Source organism: Pseudomonas sp. QE6, from assembly GCF_041379005.1.
GTDB lineage: Bacteria > Pseudomonadota > Gammaproteobacteria > Pseudomonadales > Pseudomonadaceae > Pseudomonas.
In genome coordinates this window covers 5,561,667-5,577,071 of the sequence record NZ_CP166873.1, presented here as the reverse complement: position 1 = coordinate 5,577,071, position 15,405 = coordinate 5,561,667, and the positions used below count along the sequence as shown (strand labels likewise).

14 protein-coding genes are annotated in these 15,405 nt (G+C 65.8%); 8 read left to right on the top strand and 6 right to left on the bottom strand.

Annotation, left to right across the window (positions count from 1 at the left end; all coding sequences use genetic code 11):
- Window positions 1-123 precede the first annotated feature (123 nt).
- Complete coding sequence (gene cysK, locus ACAW63_RS25425) at window positions 124-1,098, bottom strand: cysteine synthase A (RefSeq protein ID WP_371230083.1); 975 nt, start codon at window positions 1,096-1,098, stop codon at window positions 124-126.
- A gap of 298 nt (window positions 1,099-1,396) precedes the next feature.
- Here cysK and ACAW63_RS25420 point away from each other — a divergent pair, with 298 nt between their 5' ends.
- The 4 genes from ACAW63_RS25420 (at window position 1,397) to ACAW63_RS25405 (ending at window position 5,130) form a co-directional block, all read left to right on the top strand.
- Window positions 1,397-2,242: a MoxR family ATPase gene (locus tag ACAW63_RS25420; RefSeq protein ID WP_015476360.1), complete on the top strand. Its 846-nt coding sequence runs from the start codon at window positions 1,397-1,399 to the stop codon at window positions 2,240-2,242.
- 131 nt (window positions 2,243-2,373) lie between these two features.
- A complete protein-coding gene (locus ACAW63_RS25415) occupies window positions 2,374-3,555 on the top strand; it encodes a VWA domain-containing protein (protein ID WP_017518512.1) in 1,182 nt (393 codons plus the stop codon).
- A gap of 210 nt (window positions 3,556-3,765) precedes the next feature.
- Window positions 3,766-4,785: an AraC family transcriptional regulator ligand-binding domain-containing protein gene (locus ACAW63_RS25410; protein WP_371230081.1), complete on the top strand. Its 1,020-nt coding sequence runs from the start codon at window positions 3,766-3,768 to the stop codon at window positions 4,783-4,785.
- Between the two features lie 132 nt (window positions 4,786-4,917).
- The gene (locus ACAW63_RS25405) at window positions 4,918-5,130 is read left to right on the top strand and encodes a DUF3079 domain-containing protein (protein ID WP_371230080.1); all 213 of its coding nucleotides are present in this window, start codon (window positions 4,918-4,920) and stop codon (window positions 5,128-5,130) included.
- Window positions 5,131-5,134: 4 nt separating this feature from the next.
- Here ACAW63_RS25405 and ACAW63_RS25400 read toward each other — a convergent pair whose 3' ends face one another.
- The 3 genes from ACAW63_RS25400 to ACAW63_RS25390 form a co-directional block, all read right to left on the bottom strand.
- A complete protein-coding gene (locus tag ACAW63_RS25400; RefSeq protein WP_371230078.1) occupies window positions 5,135-5,530 on the bottom strand; it encodes a VOC family protein in 396 nt (131 codons plus the stop codon).
- A 92-nt stretch (window positions 5,531-5,622) separates the two neighbouring features.
- Window positions 5,623-6,189: a hypothetical protein gene (locus ACAW63_RS25395; protein ID WP_371230076.1), complete on the bottom strand. Its 567-nt coding sequence runs from the start codon at window positions 6,187-6,189 to the stop codon at window positions 5,623-5,625.
- Window positions 6,190-6,354: 165 nt separating this feature from the next.
- Complete coding sequence (locus ACAW63_RS25390; protein ID WP_371230074.1) at window positions 6,355-8,772, bottom strand: DUF3772 domain-containing protein; 2,418 nt, start codon at window positions 8,770-8,772, stop codon at window positions 6,355-6,357.
- A 254-nt stretch (window positions 8,773-9,026) separates the two neighbouring features.
- Between ACAW63_RS25390 and ACAW63_RS25385 the strand changes: the two genes are divergently transcribed.
- From ACAW63_RS25385 to ACAW63_RS25370, 4 genes are all read left to right on the top strand, one after another.
- Window positions 9,027-10,067 (top strand): histone deacetylase family protein, encoded by a 1,041-nt coding sequence (locus ACAW63_RS25385; RefSeq protein WP_371230072.1) that lies wholly within the window; start codon window positions 9,027-9,029, stop codon window positions 10,065-10,067.
- An 84-nt stretch (window positions 10,068-10,151) separates the two neighbouring features.
- Window positions 10,152-11,249, top strand: coding sequence for an extracellular solute-binding protein (locus tag ACAW63_RS25380; RefSeq protein ID WP_371230070.1), 1,098 nt, complete (start codon window positions 10,152-10,154; stop codon window positions 11,247-11,249).
- A 171-nt stretch (window positions 11,250-11,420) separates the two neighbouring features.
- Window positions 11,421-12,341: a DMT family transporter gene (locus ACAW63_RS25375; protein WP_371230068.1), complete on the top strand. Its 921-nt coding sequence runs from the start codon at window positions 11,421-11,423 to the stop codon at window positions 12,339-12,341.
- A gap of 177 nt (window positions 12,342-12,518) precedes the next feature.
- Window positions 12,519-12,653 (top strand): PA1414 family protein, encoded by a 135-nt coding sequence (locus ACAW63_RS25370; protein WP_275608141.1) that lies wholly within the window; start codon window positions 12,519-12,521, stop codon window positions 12,651-12,653.
- A gap of 57 nt (window positions 12,654-12,710) precedes the next feature.
- On the opposite strand, the gene ACAW63_RS25365 is transcribed toward ACAW63_RS25370, so the two are convergent.
- Together ACAW63_RS25365 and ACAW63_RS25360 are read right to left on the bottom strand one after the other, a co-directional pair.
- The gene (locus tag ACAW63_RS25365) at window positions 12,711-13,436 is read right to left on the bottom strand and encodes an MBL fold metallo-hydrolase (protein ID WP_371230067.1); all 726 of its coding nucleotides are present in this window, start codon (window positions 13,434-13,436) and stop codon (window positions 12,711-12,713) included.
- Window positions 13,437-13,730: 294 nt separating this feature from the next.
- Window positions 13,731-15,332: a 5-guanidino-2-oxopentanoate decarboxylase gene (locus ACAW63_RS25360; RefSeq protein WP_371230065.1), complete on the bottom strand. Its 1,602-nt coding sequence runs from the start codon at window positions 15,330-15,332 to the stop codon at window positions 13,731-13,733.
- Between the last annotated feature and the right edge of the window lie 73 nt (window positions 15,333-15,405).

Here is a 15,405-nt window from a genome sequence, read left to right as displayed (position 1 = left end):
CGTTTTGCCGGAACATGGCGAGGGGCGGTGGCTGCTTGCGGGTCCGCAGACAGCCACCATGCCCCGGCTCGCACCGTGACGGAACGAGCAGGGGGAAACCGCCCCGAGTGGGGCGCAGGCGTCTTACTGGACCAGCTCCTGTTCGTCGAACACGCCGTCGAACAGCATGCTCGACAGGTAGCGCTCGCCCGAGTCCGGGAGGATGACCACGATGGTCTTGCCCTGCATGTTCGGTTCCTCGGCCAGCTTCACCGCAGCGGCCATGGCGGCGCCGCTGGAGATGCCGCAGAGGATGCCTTCTTCCTGCATCAGGCGCAGGGCCATGGCCTTGGCGTCGTCGTCGGCGATGGTGGCGACGCGGTCCACCAGCGACAGGTCGAGGTTCTTAGGCACGAAGCCGGCGCCGATGCCCTGGATCTTGTGCGGACTGGGTTTGACTTCCTCGCCGGCCAGGGTCTGGCTGATCACCGGCGAGCTGACCGGTTCCACGGCCACCGCGAGGATCGGCTTGCCCTTGGTGTTCTTGATGAAGCGCGATACGCCGGTAAGGGTGCCGCCGGTGCCGACGCCGGCCACCAGCACGTCCACCGCGCCATCGGTGTCGTTCCAGATTTCCGGGCCGGTGGTCTTCTCGTGGATCGCCGGGTTCGCCGGGTTGTCGAACTGCGCCGGCATGAAGTAGCGGGACGGGTCGCTGGCGAGGATTTCCTCGGCCTTGGCGATGGCGCCCTTCATGCCCTTGGCCGGCTCGGTCAGCACCAGTTCGGCGCCCAGGGCCTTGAGCACCTTGCGGCGCTCCAGGCTCATGGAGGAGGGCATGGTCAGCACCAGCTTGTAGCCACGGGCGGCGGCGACGAAGGCCAGGCCGATACCGGTGTTGCCGGAGGTCGGCTCGACGATGGTCATGCCCGGCTTGAGGCGTCCGCTCGACTCGGCATCCCAGATCATGTTGGCGCCGATCCGGCATTTCACCGAGTAGCCGGGATTGCGCCCTTCGATCTTGGCCAGGATGGTGACGCCGCGCGGGGCGATGCGATTGATCTGGACCAGCGGCGTGTTGCCGATGGACTGCGCGTTGTCTGCGTAGATGCGGCTCATGGGGAGAGAGTCCTTGTCGCTCTTGAGTAGACCCGAAAGCCTATTCCCAGCCCGCCTCTGCGTCCAGACGCAGAACCGGCGGAAAGATCGGTCGCCGCGGTGGCTGGAACGGGCCTCAATGGATCTCCGGGAGGCGGCGCCTGGCGAGAAATGGCCGGGCGCGCGGTGACCGGGCATTCAGTGACTGAATGCCCGTCCTGCGTTCACAGTCGAGCGCCATGCGCGTTATAGTCGCAGTCTCCCAAACGCACCTCTCCGCCCGGGTCAGGCCCGGCCGCTACCGTTCGAGGATTTCCCGATGAAGTTCGAAGGCACTCAGTCCTACGTCGCCACCGACGACCTCAAGCTGGCGGTCAACGCCGCCATCACCCTGCAGCGTCCGCTGCTGGTGAAGGGTGAGCCGGGCACCGGCAAGACCATGCTGGCCGAGCAGCTGGCGGAGTCCTTCGGCGCCAAGCTGATCACCTGGCACATCAAGTCCACCACCAAGGCCCACCAGGGCCTGTACGAGTACGACGCGGTCAGCCGCCTGCGCGACTCGCAGCTGGGCGTGGACAAGGTCCACGACGTGCGCAACTACATCAAGAAGGGCAAGCTCTGGGAGGCCTTCGAGGCCGAGGAGCGCGTGATCCTGCTGATCGACGAGATCGACAAGGCCGACATCGAGTTCCCCAACGACCTGCTGCAGGAACTCGACAAGATGGAGTTCTTCGTTTACGAGACCAACGAGACCATCAAGGCCAAGCAGCGCCCGATCATCATCATCACCTCCAACAACGAGAAGGAACTGCCGGACGCCTTCCTGCGCCGCTGTTTCTTCCACTACATCGCCTTCCCGGATCGCGAGACCCTGCAGAAGATCGTCGACGTGCACTACCCGAAGATCAGCGGCACGCTGGTCAGCGAGGCGCTGGACATCTTCTTCGACGTGCGCAAGGTGCCGGGTCTGAAGAAGAAGCCCTCCACCTCCGAGCTGGTGGACTGGCTGAAGCTGCTGATGGCCGACAACATCGGCGAAGCCGTGCTGCGCGAGCGCGACCCCACCAAGGCCATCCCGCCGCTGGCCGGCGCCCTGGTGAAGAACGAGCAGGATGTGCAACTGCTGGAACGCCTCGCCTTCATGAGCCGCCGCGCTTCGCGCTGATCTCCGAATCTGCTCTTTTGTTGTAGGAGCGAGCTTGCTCGCGAACCGTCCAGAGATTGAGCTGCCGGTTAATTTATTCGCGAGCAAGCTCGCTCCTACGAAGAGCACATGCTCCACGAGAGGATGCAGCCATGCTGCTCAACCTGTTCAACGAAATGCGCGCGGCCAAGGTGCCGGTGTCGGTGCGCGAGCTGCTCGACCTGATCGATGCGCTCAAGCACCGCGTCGTGTTCGCCGACATGGACGAGTTCTACTACCTCGCCCGCACCATCATGGTGAAGGACGAGCGCCATTTCGATAAGTTCGACCGGGCCTTCGGCGCCTACTTCAAGGGGCTGGAAAAGCTCGACGACCACCTCAAGGCGCTGATCCCCGAGGAGTGGCTGCGCAAGGAATTCGAGCGCCTGCTGACCGACGAGGAACGTGCGCAGATCCAGTCCCTTGGCGGCCTGGACAAGCTCATCGAGGAGTTCAAGAAGCGCCTCGAAGAGCAGAAGGAACGTCACGCCGGCGGCAACAAGTGGATCGGTACCGGCGGCACCAGCCCGTTCGGCTCCGGCGGCTTCAACCCCGAGGGTATCCGTGTCGGCGATGCCGGCAAGCGCCAGGGCAAGGCCGCCAAGGTCTGGGACCAGCGCGAGTACAAGAATCTCGACGACCAGGTCGAACTGGGCACGCGCAACATCAAGATCGCCCTGCGCCGCCTGCGCAAGTTCGCCCGCGAAGGCGCGGCGGAAGAACTGGATATCGACGGCACCATCGACCACACCGCCAAGGATGCCGGCCTGCTCAACATCCAGATGCGCCCGGAGCGCCGCAACACCGTGAAGCTCCTGCTGCTGCTGGATATCGGCGGGTCGATGGATGCCCACGTGAAGGTCTGCGAGGAACTGTTCTCGGCCTGCAAGACCGAGTTCAAGCATCTCGAATACTTCTACTTCCACAACTTCATCTACGAGTCGGTGTGGAAGAACAACCTGCGCCGCTCCAGCGAACGCACCGCCACCTTCGACCTGCTGCACAAGTACGGGCCGGACTACAAGGTGGTGTTCGTCGGCGACGCCGCCATGGCGCCCTACGAGATCACCCAGGCCGGCGGCAGCGTCGAGCACTGGAACGAGGAGGCCGGCTACGTCTGGATGCAGCGCTTCATGGAGAAGTACAAGAAGCTCATCTGGATCAATCCGTATCCGAAGGACACCTGGAACTACACTGCCTCCACTGGCCTTGTCCGCGAGCTGGTGAAGGAGCAGATGTACCCGCTGACGCTGAGCGGCCTGGAAGAGGGCATGCGCTTCCTCTCCCGTGGTTGAGTACCGGAACGGTGCATAGGCACCGTCCCGGTGTCCGCAAAGGTAACCTTGCGATCGGGCGGATCAGCTTCCGCCCTGCGTCCCAAGGCCCGTAACATGGGGATCGATCCGGCCACGTGGGGTGGCCGGCACGCAACTTGCCTGCCCCTGAGCTGTGCCCGTCGCGGTAACACGCAACGGGCACGCCATCGCTTCTACCCTGGGCATGACATGAATCCGCTGACCTTCTCCCGCTCCACCTGGCTCAATTCCCTGCACATGACCTCGCTGACCGTCGCGCTGATGGAGTCGGAAGGGCACAGCCGCGAGTCGATCCTGGAAGGCAGCGGCATCACCGGCGACGACCTGCTCGACCTGCGTCGGCTGGTCAGCCCGTGGCAGGAACAGCAGGTGTTCGTCAACGTGCAGAACCTCGCCGGCGAGCCCGCCCTGGGCCTGCGCCTGGGCGTGCGCACGCGGATCACCGCCTACGGCCTGCTCGGCTACGCGCTGCTTTCCGCGCCGACCCTGGGCGAGGCGCTGCGCATCGGCCTGAGCTACCCGGTGCTGCTGGGCACCTACTTCCACCTGGCGCTGGAAGTGGAGGGCGACATGGCCTGGCTGAGCGCCACCGGCTACGGCGAAACCGAGTCGATGCGGCCGTTCAATACCGAACTGTGCCTGGGTTCGTTGAAGGTGGCCTGCGCCGACCTGCTCGGCCAGCCGCTGCCGCTGGTGCGCGCCGAGTTCGACTATGACGGCCCGGAGGACCGCCGCGCCGCCTACGCCACCCTGTTCGGCTGCCAGCTGGACTTCGGCTGCAAGCGCAGCGCCATTGGCTTCCCGGCCTCCTGGCTGGAGATGCGCCTGCCCCTGGCCGACGCCGTGACCCATCGCGAGATGCTGGAGCAGTGCCGCCGCCAGAACATCGACCTGGCCGCTCGCCGCGCCTGGCTGGACAAGGTCCGCGCGATCCTCGGCGAACGCCTGCAGGAGCCGCCGGGCCTGGAAGAGCTGGCGCGCCGCCTCAATTGCTCCTCGCGCAGCCTGCGCCGCCACCTGCAGCAACAGCAGACCAGCTACCAGCAACTGCTCGACGAACTGCGCTTCGCCCGCGCCAAGGAGCTGCTGCAGGACGGCGACATGCCGATCTACCGCATCGCCGAGGAGCTCGGCTTCAGCGAAACCGCCAGCCTGCGCCATGCCTTCCAGCGCTGGAGTGGCCAGCCGCCGAGCCATTTCCGCGCATAAAGCCGTGCATGGAAAGCCGTGCACAAAGGCTGCGCCTGAAATCCGTGCGAATTTGTCGTAGATCAAGGAGCAGGCCAGTCCTACAGGCATAGCCTTCAGGGATCCCACAAGGAAACCCCTGAGGGCCTGAGCATGGCCAAGAAATTCCCCCTCAATCCACCGCATCCCGAGCGCATCTGCTGGGGTTGCGACCGTTATTGCCCGTCCACCAACCTGGCCTGCGGCAACGGCGCGGACCGCACCATGCACCCGGCCGAAATGCTCGGTGACGACTGGTACCAGTTCGGTGACTGGAACATCGAGGTGCCGGAGAAGGTTGCCGTGCAGCTGGAGCCGTCCAGCTAGCGCCTCACGCCGCGCCGTCCTGGCGCGCATAACTGACGGTGAGGATTTCCCACTGGTGGCCGTCCGGCTCGTTCCAGTAGAGGATGCGTCCGCCGTTTTCCGTGTCGACCTGATGATCCACCGGCCCGTGTACCCGGCTGCGCCAGGCGATGCCGGCGTCGCGCAGACGCGCGAGGATCGCATCGAATTCCGCTTCGCTGACCCGGAAGCAGAAGTGCAGGCGGGGGAAGGGTTCTTCCCACTGGTCGAAATCCAGGGTCAGTCCCGAATTGACGAATACCGGCACGAACGGGCCGACGCCTTCGCGCGCCCAGGGTACGTCCAGCAGTTCCGCGAGTTGCCGTGCCGCGGCCAGCTTGTCGGCAGCGGGTACCAGCAGGTGATCCAGTTCCACGCTCATGGCCGCCTCCGCAAGGGATATCCCTGAGCAGAGTCTAGGCCCCTGCGAAGCCCGCATCCGGCCCTCGGTCGGGCCGGATGCAGGCTGACGGATCAGCCTTTGGCCGGGGGGATGCCGTAGATCTTCTGGAACTTGGCGATCAGGGCGACCGGCTTGGACTCTTCCTTCTGCATCAGGTAGACCACGCGCTCGCCATTGGGGCCGCTGGCGATCTCGGTGTGGCGGAAGATCGGCTCGCCCAGGCCGTTCATGTCGACCATGTCGCCGTAGCGCTGGGCCACGTAGATCACGCCGTCCTTGCGGATTTCGCCGTAGAAGCCGGCTGCCGGCGGCAGGCTCTGCTTGTAGAACTGGTAGGAGGCGATCTTCTTCGCGTCCTTGTCCTTGTCTTCGGCGCGTACGACCAGGACGACGTTCTGGCCGAACTTGTCCTTCTCGCCCACGTCCTTGGTATAGGTAGTCTTGCCGGTCACCAGGTAGTCGCGGTAGACGTTGGCGTCGTCGAACAGGTAGAGGGTCTCGTCGGTGCGCACCAGGTACCAGTCATCGTTGTTCGGCGTGACTTCCTTGCTGGCGACCGGTGGCTGCATGGCGCAGGCACCCAGGCCGGCGACGAGCAGGGCGATGGATGCGGCTTTGTATAGGTTATTGTTGAACATCGGTTTACCTCCCCAGGTTGAAAGCCAGGGAGTTTCGCCAGCGTTTGTAACGAAGTGATGACTGGTAGATGAACGATTTGTGCGCGCTGGCGCGCCCCATTGCGCGGGGCGCGCCGCCGTCTGCTGAGGAGCAGACGCGGGCTTGCGCCGACGCGACCGCCCACCTCATTCCTCGGTCTTCTGCTGCGACTGCTCCGGGACCGGCAACGGTTGCTGCAATACCAGGCTCTGCGGCGAGGACAACGGGATGCCCAGTTCGCGCAGGCGCCCGAGGATGGTGAACAGCAGGTCGCTGCGGGCGGTCGCCACCGCACGCGGGCTGTTCACATAGCCCGACACCCCCAGGGTCAGTCCGGTGACACCGAGCTCCTTGAAGGTCACCGACGGGGCCGGCGTGGAGGTGATCGATTCGTGCTCGGAGAAGGCGCCCAGCAGCACCTCGCGGACCTTCAGCACATCGGTATCCAGCGGCAGCGTCAGGCTGATGCTGACCACCCCCAGCGCGTTGCTCATGGTCACATTACGCACGTTCTGCGAGATGAACTGCGAGTTGGGAACGATCACCGTGGACTGGTCGGACATCTGGATTTCCGTGGCGCGCACGTTGATCCGGCGGATATCGCCTTCCACTCCGCCGGTCAGGCTGACCCAGTCGCCGACCTTCACCGGGCGCTCGGTGAGCAGGATCAGGCCGGAAATGAAGTTCTGCACGATGGCCTGCAGGCCGAAACCGATGCCCACCGACAGGGCGCTGACCACCCAGGTCAGGCTGGTGAGGTTGATGCGCAGGGCCGAGAGCACCAGCAGCACCAGGATGACCATGCCGATGTAGCCGACCAGGGTCACCAGGGAGGCGCGCATGCCCACGTCCATGCTGGTTTCCGGCAGCAGCTCGTCGGCCAGCCAGCGCTTGAGCAGGCGCAGGCCGAACAGGCCGCCGGCGAGCGTCGCCAGGGCCAGCAGGATGTCCTGCGGGACGATGTTCAGGCGGCCCAGCGACTGGCCGCTTTTCACCAGTTGCACCAGGCCTTGCAGCAACTCGCCCGGACTGGTGCCGGAGGTGGAGAAGGCCACCAGCAGGGTCGTCAGCACCAGCAAGGTGCGGCCCGTGCCGGTCAGCAGCGTGGTGAACTGCGCCTGGTGCTGCGGGTTCACCCCGAGGTTCTGCGCCAGGCGCTCGCCGATAGGGTGCTTGGGCGACAGCAGGGCCTCGCAGAGGTCGCCGAACAGGGCGGTCAGCAGATAGCCGCTGGCGCAGATCACGCTGGCCCAGAGCAGCTTGCCGGCAAGGAAATAGGCCAGCGAGAGGTAGCCGCTGAACAGCGCGAGCAGGATCAGCAGCACCGTGAGCAGGATCGCCATCACCATTACGCCGGTGAGCGGAGAGCTTTCGTACTCCGTTTCGCGGCTGCGGCGGCGGTAGCCATAGAGTGCGGCGGCGAACAGCACCGCGGTGGCCAGTGCGGTGATTCCGTTGACCGCTGCGGTCAGGGCCAGGCTGGCGCCGCTGGCGCTGTTCAGGCGCTCCTGGGTACCGAGCAGCAGGAGCAGCCAGGCCATCAGCCAGGGGAAGGGCGACAGGGCTTTGGCCACCGGATCGGGCAGGTCGGGCAGGCGCCAGGAAGGTCGCTGTACGGCCAGCAGGCCACGGCCGAGGCCAGCGGTGAAGGTGCAGAAGATCACCAGGGAAAGCAGCTGGTCCGCCAGGTTGGACATGCTGCCGCCGAGCTGTTCGTGCCAGTCCAGCCCTTCGCGGATCAGCGCAGCGCCGCCGCCCAGGGTGAGGATGGTCGCCAGGCTCACCGACAGGGCCAGGGCGCTGCGCCGCAGGCGGCCGACGGGAATCCAGCGGATCATCGCCTTGGTCAGCAACCCCTCCAGCAGGCGCCGTCCCGGTATCCAGAGCAGCATGGCAGCGATCAGGCAGACGATGAAGGGCGCGCGGTTTCCGGGCTGCCAGGCCTGGGCGAGGCTGTCGGCCACCTGGGCGTAGACGGCGCTCAAGCGTGCCAGGTCGTCGTCGGTGGGGCGGATCAGGTTGGACCAGAAGCGCGGGCTGAAGGGGGGCGGGGAGCGCGTGGCGATCTGTGAGTTGAGCTGGCTGCGGCGCAGGTTGACGATCTGCGCGGCGAGGTCCTGGGCGGCGCTGTCCACCTGATTGACGCGCTGTACCTGACTGGCAAGCTGCTTCTGTTCCGCCAGCAGGTCATTGCGCTGGCGGGTGAGGTTGTCCGCTTCGCCGGCGACTTCCGGACCGAGTACCTTGAGCTGATCTCCGGTGCGCGCCAGGCGGGTGCTGAGGTCGCCCGCGCTCTGCTCCGCGCGCAGCTGGACCTGCAGCGCAGCCTGGCGCAGGGAGGCCAGCAGGCTGTCGTCGCTGTCGGCGGAAACGCGCTGGCGAATCAGCTCCAGACGTTCGCTCAACTGGTCCAGGCTCGCCTCGTCGGGGAGGTCCGGCAGTTCGAAGGCGGAGGCCGGCGTCGTCGCGTTTGGCTCGCCTGCCAGCGCGGCGGTGGCGCCGACCAGCGACAACATCAGTGCCAACAGGGCATGGCAGCATGCCCGTGCGATGGTTTTGCGCATCTTCCCCCCAGCCGCTGGTCATGGCGTGTTACCGGAGGTAGACCGGTTCCCGCCGTGGCAATTCCCTGAAGCATAGCGAGGCGGGGTGCTCCGGGGGAGGGTTTCGTGGTGAACTGTCGGCGGATACGGTTAGTTAAGGGTCATAAATTCTGGCCATATCGATCCCCTTTTGGCCGCTCACGCTGTTCTGCGTCGTGCCCAGGCTGGGCAGAATCCTGCCACCCGAGAACAAGAATCCTGCGAGGTCTACTCCCATGCTCACGGTCTACAGCGACGATCACCGCCTGCACTTCGGCCAGTCCGAACTGGTCGACGGCAAACTCCAGCCCTGCTTCGAAATGCCCAGCCGCGCGGATACCGTGCTGGCCCGCGTGAAGTCGCAGAACCTCGGCGAGGTCATCGCGCCGAAGGACTTCGGCCTCGAGCCGATCCTGCGCACCCACAACACCCGTTACGTCGAATTCCTCAAGGGCGCCTGGGCCCGCTGGGCGGCCGAAGGCCACACCGGCGACCTGGTCTCCACTACCTTCCCGGGCCGCCGCCTGCGCCGTGACGGTCCGATCCCCACCGCGCTGATGGGCGAGCTGGGTCACTATAGTTTCGACACCGAGGCGCCGATCACCGCCGGCACCTGGCAGGCCATCTACAGCTCGGCCCAGGTCGCGCTGACCGCCCAGGACCACATGCGCCAGGGAGCCAACATGGCCTTCGGCCTATGCCGTCCGCCGGGCCACCACGCCGGCAGCGACTTCATGGGCGGCTACTGCTTCCTGAACAACGCCGCCCTCGTCAGCCAGGCGTTCCTCGACCAGGGCGCCAAGCGCGTGGCCATCCTCGACGTGGACTATCACCACGGCAATGGCACCCAGGACATCTTCTACCGCCGCAACGACGTGCTGTTCGCCTCGATCCACGGCGACCCGCTGGTGGAGTACCCCTATTTCCTCGGCCATGCCGACGAGCACGGCGAAGGCGCCGGTGAAGGCTACAACCACAACTACCCGCTGGCCCACGGCACCGGCTGGGACGGCTGGTCCGCCGCGCTGGAGGACGCCTGCCGCAAGATCGCCGCCTACGCGCCGGACGCGGTGGTGGTCTCCCTGGGCGTGGACACCTACAAGGACGACCCGATCTCCCAGTTCAAGCTGGACAGCCCGGACTACCTGAAGATGGGCGAGCGCATCGCCGCAATGGGCATCCCGACGCTGTTCATCATGGAAGGCGGTTACGCGGTCGAGGCCATCGGCGTCAACGCGGTGAACGTGCTGCAGGGCTTCGAAGGCCGCGCACGTTGACAGCCACAATCGGGCGGACGGGAGTCCGCCCGATTGCATTTTGGCCCGCGAACCTTTGCGCGGGCGCATCACCTGGGGAAGGACATGAACAAGAATAACGCGCTGCGCGGCCTGCTCGCCGCGGCCACCCTCGCCACTGCCTGCACCGCCGGCGCCGCGCCGGAAGTGCGCATCTACAACTGGTTCGACTACATCGGCCCGGATACCCTGAAGGGCTTCCAGGCCGATACCGGCATCAAGCCGCAGTACGACGTCTACGACAGCAATGAAGTGCTGGAGGCCAAGCTGCTCTCCGGCCATTCCGGCTATGACGTGGTGGTGCCCAGCGACGGCTTCCTGCCCAACTACCTGAAGGCCGGTGTGTTCCAGCCGCTGGACAAGAGCCAGCTGCCGAACTGGAAAAACCTCAACCCCGCGCTGCTCAAGGTGCTGGAGAGCAAGGACCCGGGCAACCAGTACGTGATGCCCTACATGTGGGGCACCAACGGCGTCGCCTACAACGTCGACAAGGTCAAGGCCGTGCTCGGCGACAAGGCGCCGCTGGACTCCTGGGACCTGGTGTTCAAGCCCGAGAACCTGGCCAGGCTGAAATCCTGCGGCGTGGCCTTCCTCGACTCGCCCACCGAGGTGATCCCGCAGGTGCTGCACTACCTGGGGCTGTCGCCCAACAGCCGCAATCCCGAGGACTACAAGAAGGCCGAGGCGCTGCTGATGCAACTGCGCCCGAACATCACCTATTTCAGCTCCTCGAAGTTCGTCACCGACCTCGCCAACGGCGACGTCTGCGTGGCCCTGGCCTGGTCCGGCGGCGCGATGCAGGCGGCCAACCGTGCCAAGGAGGCCAAGAACGGTGTCAGGATCGAGTACCGCATTCCCAAGGAGGGCGCGGCGGCCTGGTTCGACGTGCTGGCGATTCCGAAGGACTCGAAGAACGTCGAGCAGGCCCATGCCTTCCTCAACTACCTGCTGCGTCCGGAAGTGGTGGCGCCGATCTCCGACTATGTGGCCTACGCCAACCCCAACCAGGAAGCGGACAAGCTGATCTCGGCGGAGCTGCGCGACAACCCCAACGTCTACCCGACCGCCGAGGTTCAGGCCCGGCTGTACTCGGTGGAGCCGCTGCCGCAGAAGCTGGAGCGCATCCGCACCCGTACCTGGAGCCAGGTGAAGTCGGGCAAGTGATGTCGTTCGCGGCTGGCTGGACAGCGGGTTTCCGTTGGCAGTGAGCTGCCTGGAACTGGAATAATCGGCGGACTTTCATTGCCGCCGATTTTCCCAGGACGCTCCCTTCTCACTGACGAGTCTTGCCATGCACAGTCCGACTGCCGACCGCGCCGCCAACCGGAGGCGCCCATGATTCCCGAACGCAAGAACGCGGATGCCTTCGCCATCCAGACGATGACCGGCCTGTGCGTGATCTGGGGCATCCAGCAGGTTGCGGTGAAGCTGGCGGCGCCGGACATCGCGCCGATCATGCAGGCCTTCGGGCGCAACGCGATCGCCGCCGTGCTGCTGGCGTTGCTGATGTGCTGGCGCGGCGGCTGGGAAGGCCTGCGCCAGGGCACCCTCAAGGGCGGCATGCTGGCCGGGGTGCTGTGCGCCGCGGAGTTCTTCTTCATCGCCCAGGGGCTGGTCTACACCTCCGCCTCGCACATGGCGGTGTTCCTCTACACGGCGCCGATCTTCTCCGCGCTGGCCCTGCATTTCCTGCTGCCCAGCGAGCGTCTGCGGCGCCTGCAGTGGTTGGGCATCGCGGTGTGCTTCGGTGGCATCCTGCTGTGCTTCGGCGGCGGATTCGACCTCGCCGGGATGGACAGCCGCATGTTGCTCGGCGATGCCCTGGGTGTGCTCGCCGGGCTGTCCTGGGGCATGACCACAGTGGCGGTGCGTACGACGCGCCTGTCCGAGGCGCCGCCGAGCCTGACGCTGTTCTACCAGATGTTCGCCGCCGCCCTGTTGTTGCCGCTCACCGCACTGGCGCTGGGCAAGACCCACGAGGTCAGCTTCACCGCCATGAGCGTGGGCAGCGTGCTGTTCCAGGGCGTGGTGGTGTCGTTCTTCAGCTATTTCTGCTGGTTCTGGCTGCTGCGCCGTTACCTGGCGTCGAATCTGTCGGTGTTTTCCTTCATGACGCCGATGTTCGGCATCGCCTTCGGCGTGCTGATCCTGGGCGAACCGCTGAGCCTGAACTTCGTCGGCGGCGCGGTGCTGGTGCTGGCCGGCATCACCCTGGTCAGCAGCGAGCAGTGGATACGCAGCAAGCTGCGTCGATGAGCGGCGGATGTGTCGCGCCGTTGATTCAGGTCAGGCGTCGATCCGGCGCTAACCGATAGGCTTTGTATCAAGGAATGAGTAGCGCGGGCGGAGAGTGGGACGCCGAGCTATTCTTTCCCAGGGCGGCCCATGGTGGTAACGGGCCGCCCGACCCGAATTGGAATGAGGAGGCATCCCATGAAAGTCTGGCTGCAAGGCATCGCGTGGAAACTGGCTGTCACGCTCGGACTGATCGAGCCTCCACGTTTGCAACCCATCCCCATCCGCAGCGACGAACAGCGTCGCCTGATGGAGCAGCGCCGGCGCTACTGATCGCGCCTGCCTACCGCTGAAGAAAAACCCGCCTGATGGCGGGTTTTTTCTTGCCCGTTATTCGTGGGCCTTGAACCAGTCGTCGATCATCGACTTCAGGCGCTCCCCGGAGAAGCTCGGGAAGTGCCCGCCATGCACGGTGCGCACCGGCAGCTCGCGCAGGCGCGCCAGGCTTTTCGCATAGTCGTCGAGGTTGGAGTGGTAGGCGTCCTCGATCAACGGGCCGTCGTAGATGATGTCGCCGGAGAACAGCGTCTTCGTCTCCTCTTCCCACAGGCTGATGCCGCCGGGCGAATGACCGGGCGTGTGCAGCACCTGCAGGCTACGGTCGCCCAGGTCGAGCACATCGCCCTCGTCGATGGTGCGGGTGGCCGGCGCGGCCTTGACCCGGTATTCGGCGTAGCACAGCGGGCAGTCGGGATGGGCGTCGAACATCTCGTCGCCGACGAAGGCGGTGGCCAGGGTGCGCTCGCCGTCGGGGTTGGCGAGGATGTCGGCTTCGGCCGGATGCACCAGGCGTTCGTCGAACTCATGGTGGCCGGCGATGTGGTCGAAGTGGGTGTGGCTGGCGACCGCCAGCAGCGGGCGCTCGGTGAGCCAGGGCAGTTGTTCGCGCAGGCTGACCAGGCCGGAGCCGCTGTCCACCAGCACGTCGCGGTCGCGGCCCTGGATGTGCCACAGGTTGCAGCGATAGAAGGGACGGACGTAGGGCTCGTGGATCAGGCTGACGCCGTCGTAGCAGTGGCGGACTTCGAACCAGCGGTCGCGGGTGACGATTTTCATGGTGTGCGCCTTGAAAGCTGATCGTAGGAGCGGACTTTGTCCGCGATAGCCAAGGTACGGCGATGATCGCGGACAGAGTCCGCTCCTACGGAAATGTCGTGCCGGAGAGGAATACCCCTGACCTATTCCGGCGGCCTAGGGCGTACAACCGTTGGCGGTTGTGCGCCGATACACCGTGTCATTCATTGGCACCAAGGCCAAGCTCGGAGTGCTTGGTGCTCTTGGTAGGAGCGAGCTTGCTCGCGAACAATCCCGAGCTGGGCGGTTCGCGAGCAAGCTCGCTCCTACAGGGGATTACGGCGCGAAAGGCGCCGCTTCCATCACTTCCACGATCAGCGGGCGATCGCTCGGGGCGTTGCGCAGCAGTTCCTGCAAGTGCGCGTGGTCGCGGGCGCGCTCGGCGGCGCAGCCGAAGCCCTTGGCGATGGCGAGGAAGTCCGGGGTGTAGATGTCCACGCCCAGCGGGGTGATGTCGCGGCGTTCCATGTAGCGCTTGATCTCGCCGTAACCGTGGTTGTTCCACAGCAGGACGATGATGCCCACCTGGGCTTCCACGGCGCTGGCCAGTTCGGTCATGGTGAACTGCAGGCCACCGTCGCCCATCAGGCTGATCACCGGGCGGCCCGGCTCGCCGAGCTTGGCGCCGATGGCTGCCGGCAGGCCGTAGCCCAGGGTGCCGTAGCCGGTGGAGGCGTTGAACCAGCGTCGGCCGCCGTCCAGTTCCACCAGATGGTTGCCGCTGTAGACGGTCTGGGTCGAGTCGCCGACGAAGCGCGCGTCGGGCAGCACTTCGAGGATCTTGCCGAACAGCTCGCGATAGTGCGCCCAGCCGCTGAAGTCCTCGGCCAGTTGCGCGCGCACCTTGGCCGCGCGCTGGGCGCCAGGGCTGCCCGCGTCGGCTTCGCGGGCCGGCAGCAGTTCCAGCAGACCGCGCATGGCGGTGCGGGCGTCGGCGTGGATGGCGATGCTCGGTACGTAGTTGCGCATCAGCTGCTGCGGGTCGATGTCGATACGGATCAGCTCGCCGCCGATCTTGAAGTTGCCGTCGAACACCACGTCGTAGTCGGTCTCGCCCAGCTCGGTGCCGATGGCCAGAACCACGTCGGCCTGCTCGGCCAGCTCGCGTACGGGAATCAGCGACTGGTTGCTGCCGATCAGCAGCGGGTGCTCCGGCTGCAGCAGGCCCTTGGCGTTGATGGTCAGCGCGGTCGGCGCATCCAGGGCGATGGCCAGGGCGCGGGCTTCGGCCTGGGCTTCGACGCAGCCGCCACCGAGCAGCAGCAGCGGCTTCTGCGCCTTGGCCAGCTTGGCGGCGGCTTCATGCAGCGGCGAGCGGGCCGGGGCGGGGCGGGCCAGCTGCACGCGCGGGCGCACCTGCATGTGGTCGGCCGGGGCGGTGATGATGTCCAGTGGCAGTTCGATATGCACCGGGCGCGGGCGCTCGCTGTCGAACACGGCGAAGGCGCGGGCCAGCACGGCCGGCAGTTCCTCGACGCTCATCAGGGTGTGGCTGAACGCAGTCACGCCAGCGGTCATGGCGCGCTGGTTGGGCAGCTCGTGCAGGTAGCCGTTGCCGTGGGCCAGGCGCGAGCGTTCGTTGACGCTCGAGATCACCAGCATGGGGATGGAGTCGGCATAGGCCTGGCCCATGGCGGTGAGGATGTTGGTCATGCCCGGGCCGGTGATGATGAAGCACACGCCCGGCTTGCCGGTGACGCGGGCGTAGCCGTCGGCCATGAAGCCGGCGCCCTGTTCGTGGCGCGGGGTGATGTGGCGGATATCGCTGTGGGGCAGGCCGCGGTACAGCTCGACGGTGTGTACGCCGGGGATACCGAAGACGGTGTCCACGCCCCAGGCTTCGAGTTGCTTGACGAGGAATTCGCCGCAGGTGGTCATGGCAGTTTCCTTACAGGGAGAGGTCGTGAAATGAAACGGGGCGCGGTGATCGACTCGCCGCGCCCCATTCTTT

What these genes read in the sequence shown, in the direction of transcription:
- cysK (WP_371230083.1), bottom strand. Translation starts at nt 1,098, where the DNA reads ATGAGCCGCATCTACGCAGACAACGCGCAGTCCATCGGCAACACGCCG.
- ACAW63_RS25420 (WP_015476360.1), top strand. Translation starts at nt 1,397, where the DNA reads ATGAAGTTCGAAGGCACTCAGTCCTACGTCGCCACCGACGACCTCAAG.
- ACAW63_RS25415 (WP_017518512.1), top strand. Translation starts at nt 2,374, where the DNA reads ATGCTGCTCAACCTGTTCAACGAAATGCGCGCGGCCAAGGTGCCGGTG.
- ACAW63_RS25410 (WP_371230081.1), top strand. Translation starts at nt 3,766, where the DNA reads ATGAATCCGCTGACCTTCTCCCGCTCCACCTGGCTCAATTCCCTGCAC.
- ACAW63_RS25405 (WP_371230080.1), top strand. Translation starts at nt 4,918, where the DNA reads ATGGCCAAGAAATTCCCCCTCAATCCACCGCATCCCGAGCGCATCTGC.
- ACAW63_RS25400 (WP_371230078.1), bottom strand. Translation starts at nt 5,530, where the DNA reads ATGAGCGTGGAACTGGATCACCTGCTGGTACCCGCTGCCGACAAGCTG.
- ACAW63_RS25395 (WP_371230076.1), bottom strand. Translation starts at nt 6,189, where the DNA reads ATGTTCAACAATAACCTATACAAAGCCGCATCCATCGCCCTGCTCGTC.
- ACAW63_RS25390 (WP_371230074.1), bottom strand. Translation starts at nt 8,772, where the DNA reads ATGCGCAAAACCATCGCACGGGCATGCTGCCATGCCCTGTTGGCACTG.
- ACAW63_RS25385 (WP_371230072.1), top strand. Translation starts at nt 9,027, where the DNA reads ATGCTCACGGTCTACAGCGACGATCACCGCCTGCACTTCGGCCAGTCC.
- ACAW63_RS25380 (WP_371230070.1), top strand. Translation starts at nt 10,152, where the DNA reads ATGAACAAGAATAACGCGCTGCGCGGCCTGCTCGCCGCGGCCACCCTC.
- ACAW63_RS25375 (WP_371230068.1), top strand. Translation starts at nt 11,421, where the DNA reads ATGATTCCCGAACGCAAGAACGCGGATGCCTTCGCCATCCAGACGATG.
- ACAW63_RS25370 (WP_275608141.1), top strand. Translation starts at nt 12,519, where the DNA reads ATGAAAGTCTGGCTGCAAGGCATCGCGTGGAAACTGGCTGTCACGCTC.
- ACAW63_RS25365 (WP_371230067.1), bottom strand. Translation starts at nt 13,436, where the DNA reads ATGAAAATCGTCACCCGCGACCGCTGGTTCGAAGTCCGCCACTGCTAC.
- ACAW63_RS25360 (WP_371230065.1), bottom strand. Translation starts at nt 15,332, where the DNA reads ATGACCACCTGCGGCGAATTCCTCGTCAAGCAACTCGAAGCCTGGGGC.